This is a genomic window from Stenotrophomonas maltophilia (genome assembly GCF_047782825.1).
Lineage (GTDB): Bacteria > Pseudomonadota > Gammaproteobacteria > Xanthomonadales > Xanthomonadaceae > Stenotrophomonas.
Window position 1 is genome coordinate 4,669,754 of the sequence record NZ_CP180589.1, and the last position, 15,157, is coordinate 4,684,910.

The 15,157-nt window shown below is 67.2% G+C and carries 11 protein-coding genes; 8 read left to right on the plus strand and 3 right to left on the minus strand.

What is annotated here, in order from left to right:
* Window positions 1-97: 97 nt before the first annotated feature.
* The 6 genes from ACM2ZB_RS21335 (at window position 98) to ACM2ZB_RS21360 (ending at window position 5,619) form a co-directional block, all read left to right on the plus strand.
* Window positions 98-580: a peptidylprolyl isomerase gene (locus tag ACM2ZB_RS21335; RefSeq protein WP_313441183.1), complete on the plus strand. Its 483-nt coding sequence runs from the start codon at window positions 98-100 to the stop codon at window positions 578-580.
* Window positions 581-679: 99 nt separating this feature from the next.
* Window positions 680-1,924: a DUF418 domain-containing protein gene (locus tag ACM2ZB_RS21340; RefSeq protein WP_416056890.1), complete on the plus strand. Its 1,245-nt coding sequence runs from the start codon at window positions 680-682 to the stop codon at window positions 1,922-1,924.
* A gap of 118 nt (window positions 1,925-2,042) precedes the next feature.
* The gene (gorA, locus tag ACM2ZB_RS21345; protein ID WP_416056891.1) at window positions 2,043-3,401 is read left to right on the plus strand and encodes a glutathione-disulfide reductase; all 1,359 of its coding nucleotides are present in this window, start codon (window positions 2,043-2,045) and stop codon (window positions 3,399-3,401) included.
* A 194-nt stretch (window positions 3,402-3,595) separates the two neighbouring features.
* Window positions 3,596-4,516: a DMT family transporter gene (locus ACM2ZB_RS21350; RefSeq protein WP_313441177.1), complete on the plus strand. Its 921-nt coding sequence runs from the start codon at window positions 3,596-3,598 to the stop codon at window positions 4,514-4,516.
* A complete protein-coding gene (locus ACM2ZB_RS21355) occupies window positions 4,513-4,851 on the plus strand; it encodes an MGMT family protein (protein WP_416058594.1) in 339 nt (112 codons plus the stop codon). Before ACM2ZB_RS21350 ends, ACM2ZB_RS21355 begins: the two co-directional genes overlap by 4 nt.
* Window positions 4,852-4,944: 93 nt before the next feature.
* A complete protein-coding gene (locus ACM2ZB_RS21360) occupies window positions 4,945-5,619 on the plus strand; it encodes a rhomboid family intramembrane serine protease (protein ID WP_313441176.1) in 675 nt (224 codons plus the stop codon).
* Window positions 5,620-5,652: 33 nt separating this feature from the next.
* Here the strand turns inward: ACM2ZB_RS21360 and ACM2ZB_RS21365 are convergent, their stop codons facing one another.
* The gene (locus ACM2ZB_RS21365) at window positions 5,653-7,239 is read right to left on the minus strand and encodes a phytoene desaturase family protein (RefSeq protein WP_416056892.1); all 1,587 of its coding nucleotides are present in this window, start codon (window positions 7,237-7,239) and stop codon (window positions 5,653-5,655) included.
* Complete coding sequence (locus tag ACM2ZB_RS21370) at window positions 7,236-7,718, minus strand: VOC family protein (RefSeq protein WP_416056893.1); 483 nt, start codon at window positions 7,716-7,718, stop codon at window positions 7,236-7,238. The genes ACM2ZB_RS21365 and ACM2ZB_RS21370 overlap by 4 nt, the downstream gene beginning before the upstream one ends.
* Window positions 7,719-7,861: 143 nt before the next feature.
* Here ACM2ZB_RS21370 and ACM2ZB_RS21375 point away from each other — a divergent pair, with 143 nt between their 5' ends.
* A complete protein-coding gene (locus tag ACM2ZB_RS21375; RefSeq protein ID WP_416056894.1) occupies window positions 7,862-9,517 on the plus strand; it encodes a DUF4166 domain-containing protein in 1,656 nt (551 codons plus the stop codon).
* A gap of 315 nt (window positions 9,518-9,832) precedes the next feature.
* Entirely contained in the window at window positions 9,833-12,862 is a 3,030-nt protein-coding gene (locus ACM2ZB_RS21380) for a TonB-dependent receptor (protein WP_416056895.1), read from the plus strand.
* A gap of 206 nt (window positions 12,863-13,068) precedes the next feature.
* Here ACM2ZB_RS21380 and ACM2ZB_RS21385 read toward each other — a convergent pair whose 3' ends face one another.
* The gene (locus ACM2ZB_RS21385) at window positions 13,069-15,078 is read right to left on the minus strand and encodes a M13 family metallopeptidase (RefSeq protein ID WP_416056896.1); all 2,010 of its coding nucleotides are present in this window, start codon (window positions 15,076-15,078) and stop codon (window positions 13,069-13,071) included.
* Window positions 15,079-15,157 lie beyond the last annotated feature (79 nt).

Sequence of the window (15,157 nt, forward strand, 5' to 3'; positions counted from 1 at the left end):
GCGCCACCTTGGATAGGCCGTCATGATGGCGGCGTCCCCGCCGGGCGACAACCCGCCCCAACCCGCCTGCCTCCGGCAGATCCAGACAGAGTTGCGCATGAAGATCGAAAAAGACCGCGTTGTCCGCTTCCACTACACCGTCTCCGAGGTCGGCCAGGAGCCGATCGAATCGTCCAAGGACCGCGGCGAGCCGCTGGCGATCCTGATCGGCCACGGCAACATCATTCCGGGTCTGGAAAACGCCATGATGGACAAGGAAGCCGGCGCGACCTTCAGCGTCGACGTCTCGGCGGCCGATGCCTACGGCGAGCGTCGCGAGGGCCTGTCCCAGCGCGTGCCGAAGAAGCACTTCGGCAACACCAAGCTGGTCCCGGGCCAGCAGGTCGTGCTGCAGACCAACTTCGGCCCGCGCGCGGTCACCGTGCAGAAGGTCGGCATGAGCGTGGTCGACGTTGACCTGAACCACCCGATGGCCGGCAAGGACCTGCACTTCGACGTGGAAATCGTCGACGTGCGTGAAGCCGGCCAGGAAGAGATCGATCACGGCCACGTCCACGGCGACGGTGGTCACCACCACTGATCGCAACGCGATCGTGATGGCAGCAACGGCCCGCTTCGGTGGGCCGTTGCGTTTGTGGAACACGGCGCGGCCGCGCATGGCGTCTGGCCCGGCGGCATAATGACGGACCTGCCTGCCGGATGCCCCGTGAACGCCGCTTCTCCTTCCCTGCAGCCGGTGGCTTCCGGCGAACGCATCGCCGTGCTGGACGTGCTGCGCGGGTTCGCCCTGCTGGGCATCCTGCTGATGAACATCGAAGCGCTGAGCGGGCCGCTGGACCTGGCTTTCACTGGCATCGACGTGCGCTGGCAGGGGCTGGACTACTGGGCCGACGCCTTCGTCTATGTCTTCGTGCAGGGCAAGTTCTTCACCCTGTTCTCGCTGCTGTTCGGCGCCGGCTTCGCGGTGATGGCGCAGCGCGCCGAGGCGGCCCGGCGTGACTTCACCCCGTTCTACCTGCGCCGCAGTGCCGGCCTGGCGCTGATCGGCCTGTGCCATGCGCTGCTGGTCTGGTCCGGCGACATCCTGGTGATGTACGCGCTGGTGTCGCTGCTCCTGCTGGCCTGCCGGGATGCCCCCCGCAGCTGGCTGCCGTGGATGGGCGGCAGCGTCTACGTGACCGGCGTGATGATGATGCTGCTGATCGGCGCGATGGTGTCCCTGGCCGCGCCAGCGGACCTGCAGCAGATGCTGGCCGATGCACAGCAGGCCATTGCCCAGCAGCGCCAGGTGTACGGGCAGGGCACCTGGACGCAGGGCAACCTCCAGCGCCTGCACGAATTCGGCTCATCGCTGGGCGCGGTGGTGATCACCGGCCCTGAAGTGCTGGGCATGTTCCTGATCGGCAGCTGGTTCGCCGGCAGCGGTGCGTTGGCCACGCCCGAGCGCTTCCCGCGCCTGTACGCGAGCCTGCGCTGGGTCGCGCTGCCGCTGGGCCTGCTGGTCACCCTGGCCGGCGTGGTCTGGAAGCCCTATCTGGTGCCGGGCATCTACACCCTGCCGACCACTGCAGCGATGGCCCTGGTAACGCTGGGCGCGGTGCCGATGTGCCTGGGCTACCTGGCCTGGGTGGTGCATTGGCGCGCGCGGCTGGGATGGCTGGCACCGGCGGGCCGCATGGCGTTGACCCACTATCTTGCGCAGTCGCTGGTCTGCACGTGGCTGTTCTATCACTACGGGCTGGGCTGGTTCGATGTGCTGCCGCGTGCGTGGCAGCTGCTGCTGGCCCTGCTGCTGTTCACCCTGCAGGTGTGGGTCTCGCATCTGTGGCTGCGGCGTTTCCGCTTTGGCCCGATGGAGTGGCTGTGGCGGGCGATGACCTACCGGCAATGGCCGCCCATGCGCCGCGAGGCGGGGCAGGGCTGAATCCTGCCCCCGCCGCTCACGTTGCGCTGCCTGGCCCCCATGGCATGCTCGCTTGCGGCAGCGGCGCCATCCATGCATGGCGCGGATCTACGTTTCTCCCTTCATTCGAGCGATTCCGATGAGCACTGCATCCTTTGACTACGACCTGATCGTCCTTGGCGGCGGTTCCGCCGGCCTGGCCGGTGCGATCCGCGCTGCGCAGCATGGCAAGCGCGTGGCCCTGCTGGAGCCGGGGGAACTGGGCGGCACCTGCGTCAATGTCGGTTGTGTGCCGAAGAAGGCGATGTGGCTGGCGGCCGATCTGCACGAGCGCATCGGCCTGGCCAGCGCGATGGGGTTCGATGTTCCGGCGCGCCCGGCGCTGTCATGGAAGGAACTGGTGATCCACCGCCAGGCCTACATCAGCAACATCCACACCAGCTACACCAAGCGCCTGGATGAAACCGGCGTGGTGCGCATTCCTGCGCGCGGCCATCTGCTCGATGCCCATACCGTGGCCTGCAGCGATGGCGTGCGTTACAGCGCCGAGCACATCCTCATCGCCACCGGTGCGCACCCGCAGCGCCCGGACATTCCCGGCGCCGAGCTGGGCCTGGTCTCCGATGATTTCTTCGACCTGCGCGCGGCCCCGGCCGAAGTGGCGATCATCGGCGGCGGCTACATCGCCGTGGAACTGGCCGGCCTGCTGCAGTCGCTGGGCAGCAAGGTGCGCCTGCTGGTGCGCGGCAAGCGCCTGCTGGACCGCTTCGATTACGAGTTGACCGGGCAGTTGGCCGAAAACCTGCGCCAGCAGGGCGTACGCATCCATTTCGACTACCGCCTGCGCGAACTGCAGCGCGATGGCGGACACGTGCGCGCCTTCGGCCACGATGGCCCGCTGGACAGCGTGTTCGACGCGGTGTTCTTCGCCACCGGCCGCCGTGGCAACAGCCGCGACCTGGGCCTGGAGGCGCTGGGTATCGGCATTGGCGAACACCAACAGGTGCAGGTGGATGAGTGGCAGACCACGGCGGTGCCCAGCGTGCACGCGGTGGGAGACATCGCCGGCAAAGTGGGCCTGACGCCGGTGGCCGTGGCGGCAGCGCGGCGCCTGATGGACCGGCTGTTTGGTGGCCGGCCGGACGCGAAGATGGATTACAGCAACGTGGCCAGCGTGGTGTTCTCGCACCCGCCGCTGGGCGCCGTGGGCATGAGCGAAGAGGATGCCCGCGCCTGCTTCGACCAGGTGACGGTCTACCACAGCCGTTTCCGCCCGATGCTGCAGGCGTTGGCCAACGGTACCCAGCGCAGCCTGTTCAAGATGGTGTGCGCGGGAGCGGAAGAGCGCGTGGTGGGCATCCACCTGCTCGGCGAGGCGGCCGATGAGATCCTGCAGGGGTTCGCGGTGGTGGTGAAGATGGGCGCGACCAAGGCCCAGTTCGATGACACCGTGGCCATCCACCCGACCTCGGCCGAGGAAGTGGTGCTGATGCGCTGACCTGCGCTTTTTGTAGAGTCGAGCCATGCTCGACTGCGTCTGTCTGTAGAGCCGAGCCCATGCTCGGCTGTCTCCGCCCCGGCACCGCGAAGCCGAGCGTCGGCTCGGCTCTACAGGGGCCGGCCGCCCCCGCATGCGACAATGGGCGTCCCCACATACCCCGTGGCCGCCATGCGCGGCCCGCCGTCGTCATGATGTCCAGCCCCTCCCACCGCATCGCCACTGCTTCCCCTCGCATCGCCCTGGGGGGTATCGGCCTGGCTGCCGTCGGCGCCATCGCGGCGTCCGGCAAGGCCATCATCGTCAAGCTGGGCCTGCGCCATGGCGTGGATGCCACCACGCTGCTGGCCCTGCGCATGGTGATGGCGCTGCCGCTGTTCGTACTGATGGCGATATGGGCCGCGCGGCGTGCCGAACCGCTGTCCTGGGCCGACCGCGCCCGCGTGCTGTGGCTGGGCTTCACCGGTTACTACCTGTCCAGCCTGCTCGATTTCCAGGGCCTGCAGTACATCAGCGTGACCCTGGAACGGCTGATCCTGTATTTGAACCCGACCCTGGTGCTGCTGATCAACGTGCTGCTGGCGCGGCAGCGGCCGGGCCGCTGGCAGATCGGCGCGCTGGTGCTGAGCTACCTGGGCGTGCTGCTGGCCTTCGGCCATGACCTGCAGCGCGAAGGCGGGCAGATCATCATCGGCAGCCTGCTGGTACTGGGCAGCGCGCTCAGCTACGCGCTGTACCTGTTCGGCAGTGGCCAGGTGGTGGCCCGCATCGGCGCGGTGCGGCTCACCGCCTACGCCAGTTGCGTGGCCAGCGTGCTGGTGCTGCTGCATTTCAGCGTCACCCATCCGCTGCCGCTGCTGTGGCAGGCGCCGGCACCGGTGCAATGGCTGTCGCTGGTCAACGCCACCGTGTGCACCGTGCTGCCGGTGCTGGCGATCATGCTGGCGGTGCAGCGTGTCGGCTCGTCGCTGGCCGCGCAGGTGGGTATGCTGGGTCCGGTTTCCACCATCGTGATGAGTCTATGGTTGCTCGACGAGCCGATGGGGCCGGCGCAGGTCGCCGGCACCGTGCTGGTGCTGATCGGCGTACTGCTGGTGACCCGCCTGCGGCGCTGACGCCGGAACAGGCGCGGTCGCGCATCCTGGCGGTGATCCGCGCCATCCCACCGGGGCAGGTCCTGGGTTATGGCCAGGTGGCCATGCGCGCCGGCCTGCCCGGGCGTGCGCGGCTGACCGCGCGCATCCTGGGCCAGAACGACGATCCTGACCTGCCCTGGCACCGCGTGCTGCGTTCGGACGGGCGCATCGCCATGGCCGAGGGCTCTGCCGGCTGGCGCGAGCAGTCGCAGCGGCTGCGCGCCGAAGGGGTGGTAGTGGAAAACGGCCGGGTGCGCATGCCCGCCATCGATCCGGCCGCTGCCTTGGATGCGGCGGTCTGGGGCCCGGGCTGATCACTGCCAGCGACTGAACGGGCGGGGCCCGGTGGTCGCTTCCCTGTCGCGGTGCTGCGGCTATGATGGAGGCCGTTCCATGCCGGTATTCCCATGTTCCCGCGACTGCCAACCGTCACCAAGGCCCTGCTGATCGCCAACGCGGTCCTGTTCCTGCTGCAGCAGCCTTTCCTGCTGGGCATGCAGACCTTCGAACCGTTCATGCTGCAGCCGTGGCAGCCGGGCTTCGATGCGTTCTCGCCCGGTGGCAACTTCCAGCCGTGGCAGCTGCTCACCTACGGCTTCCTGCATGGCAGCTTCGGCCACCTGTTCTTCAACATGCTGGCCGTCTTCATGTTCGGCGCGCCGCTGGAGCAGACCTGGGGCGAGAAGCGTTTCCTGTTGTACTACCTGGTGTGCGTGGCCGGTGCCGGTGTCTGCCAGTTGCTGGTGGGCACGCTGCTGGAAAACCCGGCCACGGTGCTGGGCGCGTCCGGTGGTGTGTTCGGCCTGCTGCTGGCCTACGGCATGCTGTTCCCGAACCAGCGGGTGATGCTGCTGTTCCCGCCCATTCCGATGAAGGCGCGTACGTTCGTGATCCTGTTCGGCGTGGGTGAACTGGTGCTGGGCATGACCGGCTGGCAGCCGGGCGTGGCCCACTTCGCACATCTGGGCGGCATGCTGTTCGGCTGGCTGCTGATCCGCTACTGGCGCGGGCAGTCGCCGTTCAATAAGCGCCGCCCGCCCGGCCCGCCGAAGCGCCCGAACCACCTGCGCAGCGTGAAGTGAGGCGCGCTGCGCGCATCCACGCACAGCGTGGATCTACAGATCCTGCAGCACCACCTGCGCTGCATTGTGTCCCGGTGCACCGGTCACGCCACCGCCGGGATGGGTCCCCGAACCACACAGGTACAGCCCCGGCAGCGCACCCCGATAACCGGCCTGGCCCATCATCGGCCGGGCCGAGAACAACTGGTTGGCACTGAGCGCGCCGTGGAAGATGTCGCCGCCGATGAGGCCGAAGGTGCGCTCCAGGTCCAGCGGTGACAGCACCTGGCGGCCGAGCACGCTGGCGCTGAAGCCCGGCGCATGCCGCTCGACCGTGGCGATCATCAGGTCGGCCACTGTCTCCCGATGATCATCCCAGTGGCGGCCCTCGGGCAGCACCGGGGCCACGTGCTGGCAGAACAGGCTGGCCACGTGTTGTCCGGGCGGCGCCAGTGAATCGTCCAGCGTGCTGGGAATCAGCATTTCCACGATCGGTTCGCGCGACCAGCCATCGCGTCGCGCATCCAGCCAGGCGCGATCCATGTAGTCCAGGCTGGGCGCCATGATGATGCCGGCACTGAGGTGATCGCCGGGGCCGGGCAGGGCGCGGAACGCCGGCAGCCGCGACAGCGCCACGTTCATCCGGAAGGTACCCGAGCCGCAGCGCCACTGCGCCATGCGTTCGCGCGTGGGGGCGGGCACCTGCGCCGGTTCCAGCAGCTGCTCGTACAGCAGCTTCGGATTGACGTTGGCGATCACCGCACGCGCGCGCAGGGTCTGCCCATCGCCCAGCACCACGCCCACCGCGCGTCCGTCTTCGATCTGCAGCCGTTGCACCGGCGCATCTACACGCAGTTCTGCACCGGCCTGGCGTGCGGCCGAGGCGATGGCCTGGCTGATCGCACCCATGCCACCGATCGCATGGCCCCAGGCGCCCTTCACCCCGTTGCACTGGCCGAACACGTGGTGCAGCAGTACGTAGGCACTGCCCGGTGTATAGGGACTGGCGTAGTTGCCGACAATGCCGTCGAAACCGAACAGCGCCTTGATCGGTGCGCTCTCGAACCAGCGGTCCAGGTATTCGGCGGCCGACAGGGTGAACAGGTCCAGCAGCTCCTGCCGCAGCGAAGCATCCAGCGTGGCCAGTTCGCGGCCGAGCTTCCCCATCTGCCACAGCGCAGGCAGGGCACGCCAACCACAGGCCACGCCCAGGTCCGGCGGTGCGCGCAACGCCCATGCGCGCAGCACGTCAGCGAAGATCTCCAGGCGCGCTTCGTATTCGGGCAGCCGCTGCGCATCACGCGCGGAAAACTTCGCAACCTCGGCCTGGGTGCGACCCGGTGCGGACAGCAGGTAGCGACCATCGTCCAGCGGCAGGAAGTTGTTGGCCGGGCGGTTGACGATGCGCAGCCCGTGCGCGTGCAGCTGCAGGTCCTCGATCACCTTCGGCTGCAGCAGGGACACGGTGTAGGAGGCGACCGAGTTGCGGAAGCCGGGATGGAATTCCTCGGTGACCGCCGCGCCGCCCAGCACGCCGCGCCGTTCCAGCACCAGCACCCTGCGGCCGGCCCGGGCCAGGTACGCGGCGCAGACCAGGCCGTTGTGGCCGCCGCCCACGATGATCGCGTCCCAGTCGCTCATGCGCGGGCGATCGCCGCTTCGATGGTGGCGATGTCGATCTTCTTCATCGGCATCATCGCCTTGAAGGCGCGGCTGGCCAGTGCCTTGTCCTTGCTGGTCACCGCTTCGATCAACATGCGTGGGCTGATCTGCCAGGACACGCCCCAACGGTCCTTGCACCAGCCGCAGTCGCTTTCCTGCCCGCCGTTGCCGACGATGGCATTCCACAGGCGGTCGGTCTCGGCCTGGTCTTCGGTCTGGATCTGGAAGGAAAACGCTTCGTTGTGCTTGAACGCCGGCCCGCCGTTGAGGCCGACGCAGGCAACGCCGCAGACGGTGAACTCGACGGTCAGCACGGCGCCTTCCTTGCCCGCCGGGTAATCGCCAGGGGCATGGTGGACAGCGGTCACCGCGCTGTCGGGAAAGGTGTTGGCGTAGAAGGTGGCAGCCTCCAGTGCATCCTTGTCGTACCACACGCAGATGGTGTTCTTGTGGGCCATGGCCAGGCTCCGCAGCGGACGAAGGCGCAGCGATAGCACGGGCGGTGTTAATGCGGCATCGTGCTGCAGCGCAGGGGCGCGCTACGATGGCAGGTACAGGGGGAAAGCAGTTCCCGACAACGGCAGCACGACAAGGACGAAGCGTGAAGATCCTGATCCTGGGTGGATATGGGGTGTTTGGTGGGCGGCTGATCCGCCTGTTGGCGGACCTGCCGGAGCTGGAGCTGCTGGTGGCCGGGCGTACCCTGGCATCGGCGCAGGCGTTCTGTAACGGCTACCGTGGCCAGTCCACGCTGCGGCCGTTGCAGCTGGACCGGCAGCAGCTGGCGCCGGCGCTGCAGGCCGAGCGGCCCGACCTGGTGGTCGATGCGTCCGGACCGTTCCAGGAATACGGCGCGGACGGCTATGCCGCGATCGAAGCCTGCATCGCGGCCGGCATTGATTACCTGGATTTCGCCGATGGTGCTGACTTCGTGTTCGGCGTATCGCAGTACGACGCGCAGGCCAAGGCGGCCGGCATCTATGTGCTGTCCGGGGTCAGCAGCTTCCCGGTGCTCACCGGCGCGGTCCTGCGGGCCATGGCGGCACGCATGGACATCGTCACGATTGAAGGCGGCATCGCGCCGTCGCCCTTCGCGGGCATTGGCTTGAACGTGATGCGGGCAGTGGTCGGCTATGCCGGGGCGCCGGTCAGGCTGCGCCGCGGTGGGCGCGATGGCCATGGCATCGGCCTGGCCGAAAGCCGGCGCTTCACCGTGGCCGTGCCAGGCCGTATTCCGCTGCGCAACCTGCATTTTTCGCTGGTGGATGTGCCCGACCTGCGGGTGCTGCCGCGCGAACACCCGACCCTGACCGATATCTGGATGGGGGCCGGCCCGGTGCCGGAGCTCCTGCACCGCATCCTCAACCTGCTGGCCAAGGCGCGCCAGCACCTGCGCCTGCCATCGCTGGAGCCGCTCTCGCGCCTGTTCTACACCGTGCTGAACCTGATGAAGTTCGGTGAACACCGTGGGGGCATGATCGTGCGTGCCACCGGCCTGCGCGATGGCGTGCCGATGCAGCAGAGCTGGCATCTGCTGGCCGAGGCCGATGATGGCCCGTACATTCCGTCGATGGCGATCGAGGGCCTGATCCGCAAGCAGCTGGCCGGTGAACGCCCGGCACCCGGTGCGCGGCCGGCCACGCATGCGCTGGAGCTGAGCGACTACGACCGCCTGTTCGAAGGCCGCACCATCCACACCGGTTTCCGCCGTGACATGCCCGGCGCCAGTCTGTACCAGCGCGTGCTGGGGGATGCCTATGCGCAGCTGCCCGCCAGCCTGCAGGCCCTGCATGCACCGGGGGCGGCACGGCGTTGGCAGGGGCGCGCGCGGGTGGAGCGGGGCACCGGCCTGCTGTCGCGGCTGTTGGGCAGGCTGTTCGGCTTCCCGGCGGCGGCCGATGATGTGCCGGTCAGCGTGGAGTTCAGCGCCGAGGCCGGCGGTGAACGCTGGACGCGCAGCTTCGGTGGCCACCGCTTTTCATCACTGCAGACCGAGGGCCGTGGTCGTGATGAGGCGCTGCTGGTCGAGCGGTTTGGCGCGGTCTCGGTCGGCCTTGCGCTGGTGGTGGGCGGCGGGCGCCTGCAGTTGATGCCACGGCGCTGGTCGGTGCTGGGCATTCCGCTGCCACGCGCGCTGCTGCCTGGCGACAACAGCTTTGAGTACGACGTGGACGGGCAGTTCGTGTTCGATGTGGAAATCGGCGCGCCGCTGGTCGGGCGCATCGTGCATTACCGGGGCACGCTGCAGCCGGCGTGACGTCCGTCGCCGCGTGCCTGCAGCGGGCATGTCGGAATCGGAATGGTGCGCTGTCGCTTCAGACACTACCCGCTGCGCGTCGCCGATTCCTGGGTGACGTATTTCACCTGTCGTGAGGCGGTCTGGGCAGCGATGCGAGTGGCCGCATGACCTGCTGAATCCTAAGGATTTTCAAGCGCATGGCGTAGGGTCTGGTCTACGCCGGACATTGCATAGTGACGTATTCCGCCAGATTCATCACCGGTTGCAGCACTGCCTCGCACGCCTGAGCCGTGCCTATAACCCTCCGGCAGTCCCATCACCGGAGAGAGCTTCATGGCATTTGCATCCGCCCATCGTGTGCTGAAGCGCAGCGCGCTTTCAGCAGTATTGTTTTCCATCATCGGCAGCGTCGCTGCGCAGAGCACCACCGGCACGCTGCATGGCGCCGCCGCCGGTTCCGAAGGCGCGACCGTCGTCGCCCAGAGCGACAGCGGCCTGAAGCGGACGGTCGCCGTCGATGCGCAGGGACGCTACAGCTTCGGCGCGCTGCCGGTGGGTCGCTACAGCATCAGCCTGCAGCGCGACGGGCGCATCCTCGAACAGCGCGATGACGTACAGCTGCGCGTGGGCAGCGGTACCGAAGTGAGCTTCGCTGCACATGGCCCGGCCACAACCCTGGAAGCAGTCAATGTCACCGCGGCGAACCTGCCGAAGATCGATCTGAGCCACACCGTCTCCAAGTCGGTCATCACCTCCGAGCAGCTGGACGTGCTGCCGCTGGGGCGCAGCGCTGAGTCCATCGCGCTGCTGGCACCAGGCGTGGTGGCCGGCAGCGGCGCCTTCTCCAACGGGTCCCGCTCGGTCCTCTCGTTCGGCGGCTCCAGCGTCACCGAGAACGCGTACTACCTCAATGGCTTCAACGTCACCAATCCACTCAACTACTTGGGTGGCATCAGTCTGCCGTACGGCTCCATCGACCAGCAGGAAACCTTCACCGGCGGCTATGGCGCGGCGTATGGCCGTTCCACCGGTGGCGTCATCAACCAGGTCGGCAAGCGTGGCACCAACGCGTGGCGGTTCGGCGCGCAGGTCACCTGGTCGCCGGCCGGGCTGGCCGAGTCACCGGCATCGGTGAACTACCCGGACATGACCCTGCCGGAGGGGTATGCCTACGAGAACGAGGGCAAGCCGGGCACGCTGTATCGCTACCGGCGCGGTGACAAGTCCACCACGACTACCTATAGCGGCTATGTCAGTGGCCCGTTGATTGAGGACAGGCTGTTCATCCACCTTGCCGCCGAGTCGAACCGTCGCGAGGGGGTTGCAACCGCCAACGAGGCCGCCGCGCAGCAGGTGCGCAACCACTACCGCGCGGATACGCCGAAGTTCTACGGCAAGATCGACTGGAACATCAACGACAACAATACGCTGGAATACACGCGCTTCCAGGACACGGATCGTACCGGCGGCTACTACCGGGAGTTCGACTACCAGACATTGGCCGAGGGGGATCGCACCGGCACCTTCCCCAACATCAGCAAATCGACCACCGACGTCGACATCTTCAAGTACACCGGTTACCTCAACGACGCGCTGACCTTCAGTACCGTGTGGGGGCGCGCCCGCACCAGCAACCTTGAGTTCAATCCGCTGAACTCGGGCAACCCCTACATCAGTGGCGCCGGCAACCAGGATCCCGCGTTGAATGGCGGTAGGCCGATCCGCAACGACCAGCCGGATCTCTACAGCAAGGCACCTGATGCTGGCAGCACGACGCATGGGCTGCGCATGGACCTGCAGTACCGCGTCGGCAACCACGAGTTGACCGCTGGCGTCGATAACATGACCTATCGGGCCAACAACGAGGGCCAATCCATGACCGGCCCCGGCCATGCCTGGATCTATTCCCGCGGCAATCCCGGCGCGTCGCCCAGCCCGGGCTTCGGCATTGCACCGCCGGGAGGAAATGGCTATTTCGTGCAGAAGTACATTTTCTCCACCACCACCAGCATGTCGGTCAAGCAGCGGGCCTACTACCTGGAGGATCGCTGGCAGCTGACGCCCGACTGGCTGCTGACCCTCGGCCTGCGCAACGACCGCTTCACCAACTTCAACAGCGATGGCCGCGCTTACGTGGAGAGCGGCGACCAGTGGGCGCCACGCTTGGGCGCCAGCTGGGATGTATTCGGTAACGCCTCGTTGAAGCTGTTCGCCAACCTGGGCCGCTACTATCTGGCACTGCCCAACAGTGTGGCCATCCGTGGTGCTTCCGCATCGACGTACACGCGTGAGTACTTCACCTATACCGGCATCGATGCCAACGGCAATCCGACCGGTTTGACGCCGCTGGGGCCGGGTCCGGTGTCGGCCAATGGCGAATACGGGCAGGCACCCGATCCGCTGGCGGTGGCGCCGACCGACCTGAAATCGCAGTACCAGGACGAGCTGATCCTGGGCTTAGAGAAAACCCTGGGCAGCCGCTGGAACAGTGGTGCCAAGGTCACCTACCGCAAGCTGCAGTCGGCCATTGACGATACCTGCGATGCCGACCGTTTCGTCGACCGACTGGCAGGCATGGGGCTGGATGCCGACACCTTCGATCTGCCCGGTTGCGTGATCTTCAATCCGGGCGGGACCAACACGTTCCAGCTGCGGCACCGTGATGGCTCCGGCTACACGCCGGTCAGCATGAGTTCGACGGATTGGGGCTACGACGGCAAGAAGGCGAAGCGTCAGTATGTCGCGCTGGATGTTTTCATCGAGCATCCGATGTCCGACGGCTGGTACGGCCGCCTGGACTACACCTGGTCGCGCAGCTTCGGCAACACCGAAGGGCAGGTGAGGTCGGATATCGGCCAGAGCGATGTGTCGAAGACCCAGGACTGGGATGCGGCGGCGTTGATGGAGTACGCCGGTGGCTACCTGGCCAACGATCGGCGGCACCAGATCAAGGCGTTCGGCGCCTACCAGATCAATGACGGATGGACCGCGTCTGCGACGGTGCGGGTGATGTCGGGCATGCCGAAAAACTGCCTGGGCTACTACGGCAGTGACCAGAGCGATCCTCTCAATGGTTACGGCTCGGCCTACCACTACTGCAACGGCAAGCCTTCGCGTCCCGGCGACGCGGGCCGGCAGCCGTGGACGGCGCAGCTGGACATGGGCGTGATGTACCGCCCCGGGTTTGCTGACAATCGGCTGGGCCTGGGCCTGAACGTCTTCAACGTGCTCAACCAGCGGCGCCAGCTGCAGTCGACGGCCAAGTACCAGACCGGACCGGACACCGTCTCCAACCTTTACGGCATGGGCAGCTACTTCACACCACCGCGGACGGTGCGCCTGAGTGCGTCGTACGACTTCTGACCTGCGCGAACAGCGGCTCTCTCTCTCCGCACGGGTTTGCTTGGCCCTGATCCGTCAGGGCCCTTTTTTCCAGCGCTCCAGCAGAAGCAGCCGACGTGAGGGGCATCGATCTCGATGCAGTAGAGCCACGCCATGCGTGGATGACGCATCAGGAAGCAGAGAGGGCGCCCGAAGGCGCCCTCTCATCAAACCAGGATCATCAGACCTCAGCGCCAGACCTTGATCTGCTCGGCGTCGGTGCGCTGCATCGGCTGGCCGGCCTTGCAGCTGAAGGTCGCACCGAAGGCCGGCAGGTTGGACAGCGGCCCATTGGTGCGCCAGCGGCCCGGCGCACGGATGTCGGCGGTCAGGCGGCGTGCGGCCTCGTTCGGCGACAGCTGCTGCGGCCACAGGGCCGCCCAGGCGCGGAAGAAGCCCTGCTGCTGTGCCGGCTTGGCCTTCGGCTCCTGTGCGGTGTAGGCCGCCCAGGCCAGTTCCAGGCCGGCGATGTCGGCCAGGTTCTCTTCCTGGGTCAGGGTACCGTTGACCTTGGCACCCTTCACGCCCGGGAACTCGTAGGCGCCGTACTGGGTGGCCACGCGGGTGCCGAGCAGGGTCCAGGCGGTCTTGTCGGCCGGGGTCCACCAGCTGCGCAGTTCGCCCTTGGCGTCCACCAGGGCACCCTTGGCATCGATGGCGCGGGTCAGTTCGTGGCCGACCAGGCCACCGAAGCTGCCGAACTTGTCGGCGGCATCGGCCTTGGCATTGAACACCGGGCCCTGCAGGATCGCGGCGGTGACGATCAGGCGGTTCTGCGCCAGGTCATAGGCCAGCGACGGCTGCTGCGGCAGCACGTCCCAGCGGCGGTCGGCGTTGCCCTTGCCGATGCGCTTCATTTCCTCGCGGTGGCGCCAGGTCGAAGCAATCAGCATGTTGCCGCCGAACGAGCCACGGCCCATCGGCTGCACGCTGTAGTCCAGGTCGCGCAGCGGGGTGCCGATTTCGATCTTCAGCGCGGCCAGCTTGGCCTGCGCTTCGGTCTTGGCCTCGGCGCTCATCCAGGTGCTGTTCTTCACCGCGTCGATCTGCACTTCACGCACCTTGTCGACGATCCATGCCGCCTGGCGGCGGTCTTCGGCCGACAGGTAACGCGCGGCATACTCGCGGCCGACCATCGGGCCGGCGGCCACGTTGATGGCGTCCAGCACGCTTTCCCAGCGCTGCGGCGGCAGGGTTTCGCCGCGCAGCACGCGGCCGCGGAATTCGAACTCGGCGTCGCGGTAGGCCTTGGACAGGTAGGGCGCCATCGAATCGCCCACGCGCCAGCGCAGGTAGGCCTTCCACTGGTCCGGCTTGAGCTTGGTGACCATGCTGTCGAGCTGCTTGAACAGGCCCGGGTCGGCCAGCGACACCAGGTCGTCGCTGACGCCCTGCGCCTTCAGGAAGGCGTCCAGCTGCAGGTTGCGGTAGCGGCTGTTCAGATCCTTGGTCGAGATCGGCGCGTAGTTGTTGAACGGGTTGTTGATGCCGGCCAGCGACTGCGCGTTGCGGGCCAGCTCGGTTTCCAGTTCGATCACCGACTGCGATTCGGCATCCAGCTTGGCCGCCGGGGTGCCGGTCAGGGCCAGGATCTGCTTGACGTAGTTGCGGTAGCGGCCCATCAGGGCCACGGTGTCGGCGTCGGTGCGGGTGTAGAACGCCGGATCGGGCAGGCCCATGCCGCCCTGCATGAAGTAGCCGATATGGCGGTCCAGCGCCTTCAGGTCCACGTCCGGGCCGAAGTTGAAGGCCACCGGGATGCCGACCTGGTGCAGCGCGGCGATCGAGGCCGGCACATCCTTGGCCTTCTTGATCGCGTTGATGCGGGTCAGCAGCGGGGCGATCGGATTGGAGCCATCGGCTTCCACGGCGGCTTCGTCCAGGCCGCTGGCCCAGAAGTCGCCCAGCAGCTTCTGCACGTTGCCCTGCGGCGCCTTCATCGAGGCGTCCAGCAGTTCACGCTGCTGCTGGCGGCTGCGGTCGACCAGCTGGCCCAGCGCGGTGGCCGCGCCGGTCTGCGGTGCCGGGTTGGCCTTCAGCCAGCCGGCGTTGGTGGCGTCGTAGAAATCGCTGCACTGGGTGCTGACAGCCGGGGCGCGCGCGGCCTTCTTCTTGGCGGCGGCGAACGCATCGTGGGTCGGGACCAGGGTCGCCAGGCTGATGCCCAGGGCGACGGCAAGCGGACGGAAGTTGGGCATGTAGAACGAATCCGTGATGGATTGAGGGCGGGCGAACTATAGCAAGCCATGCATGGGCACGGGATGCACGCGTCACGCG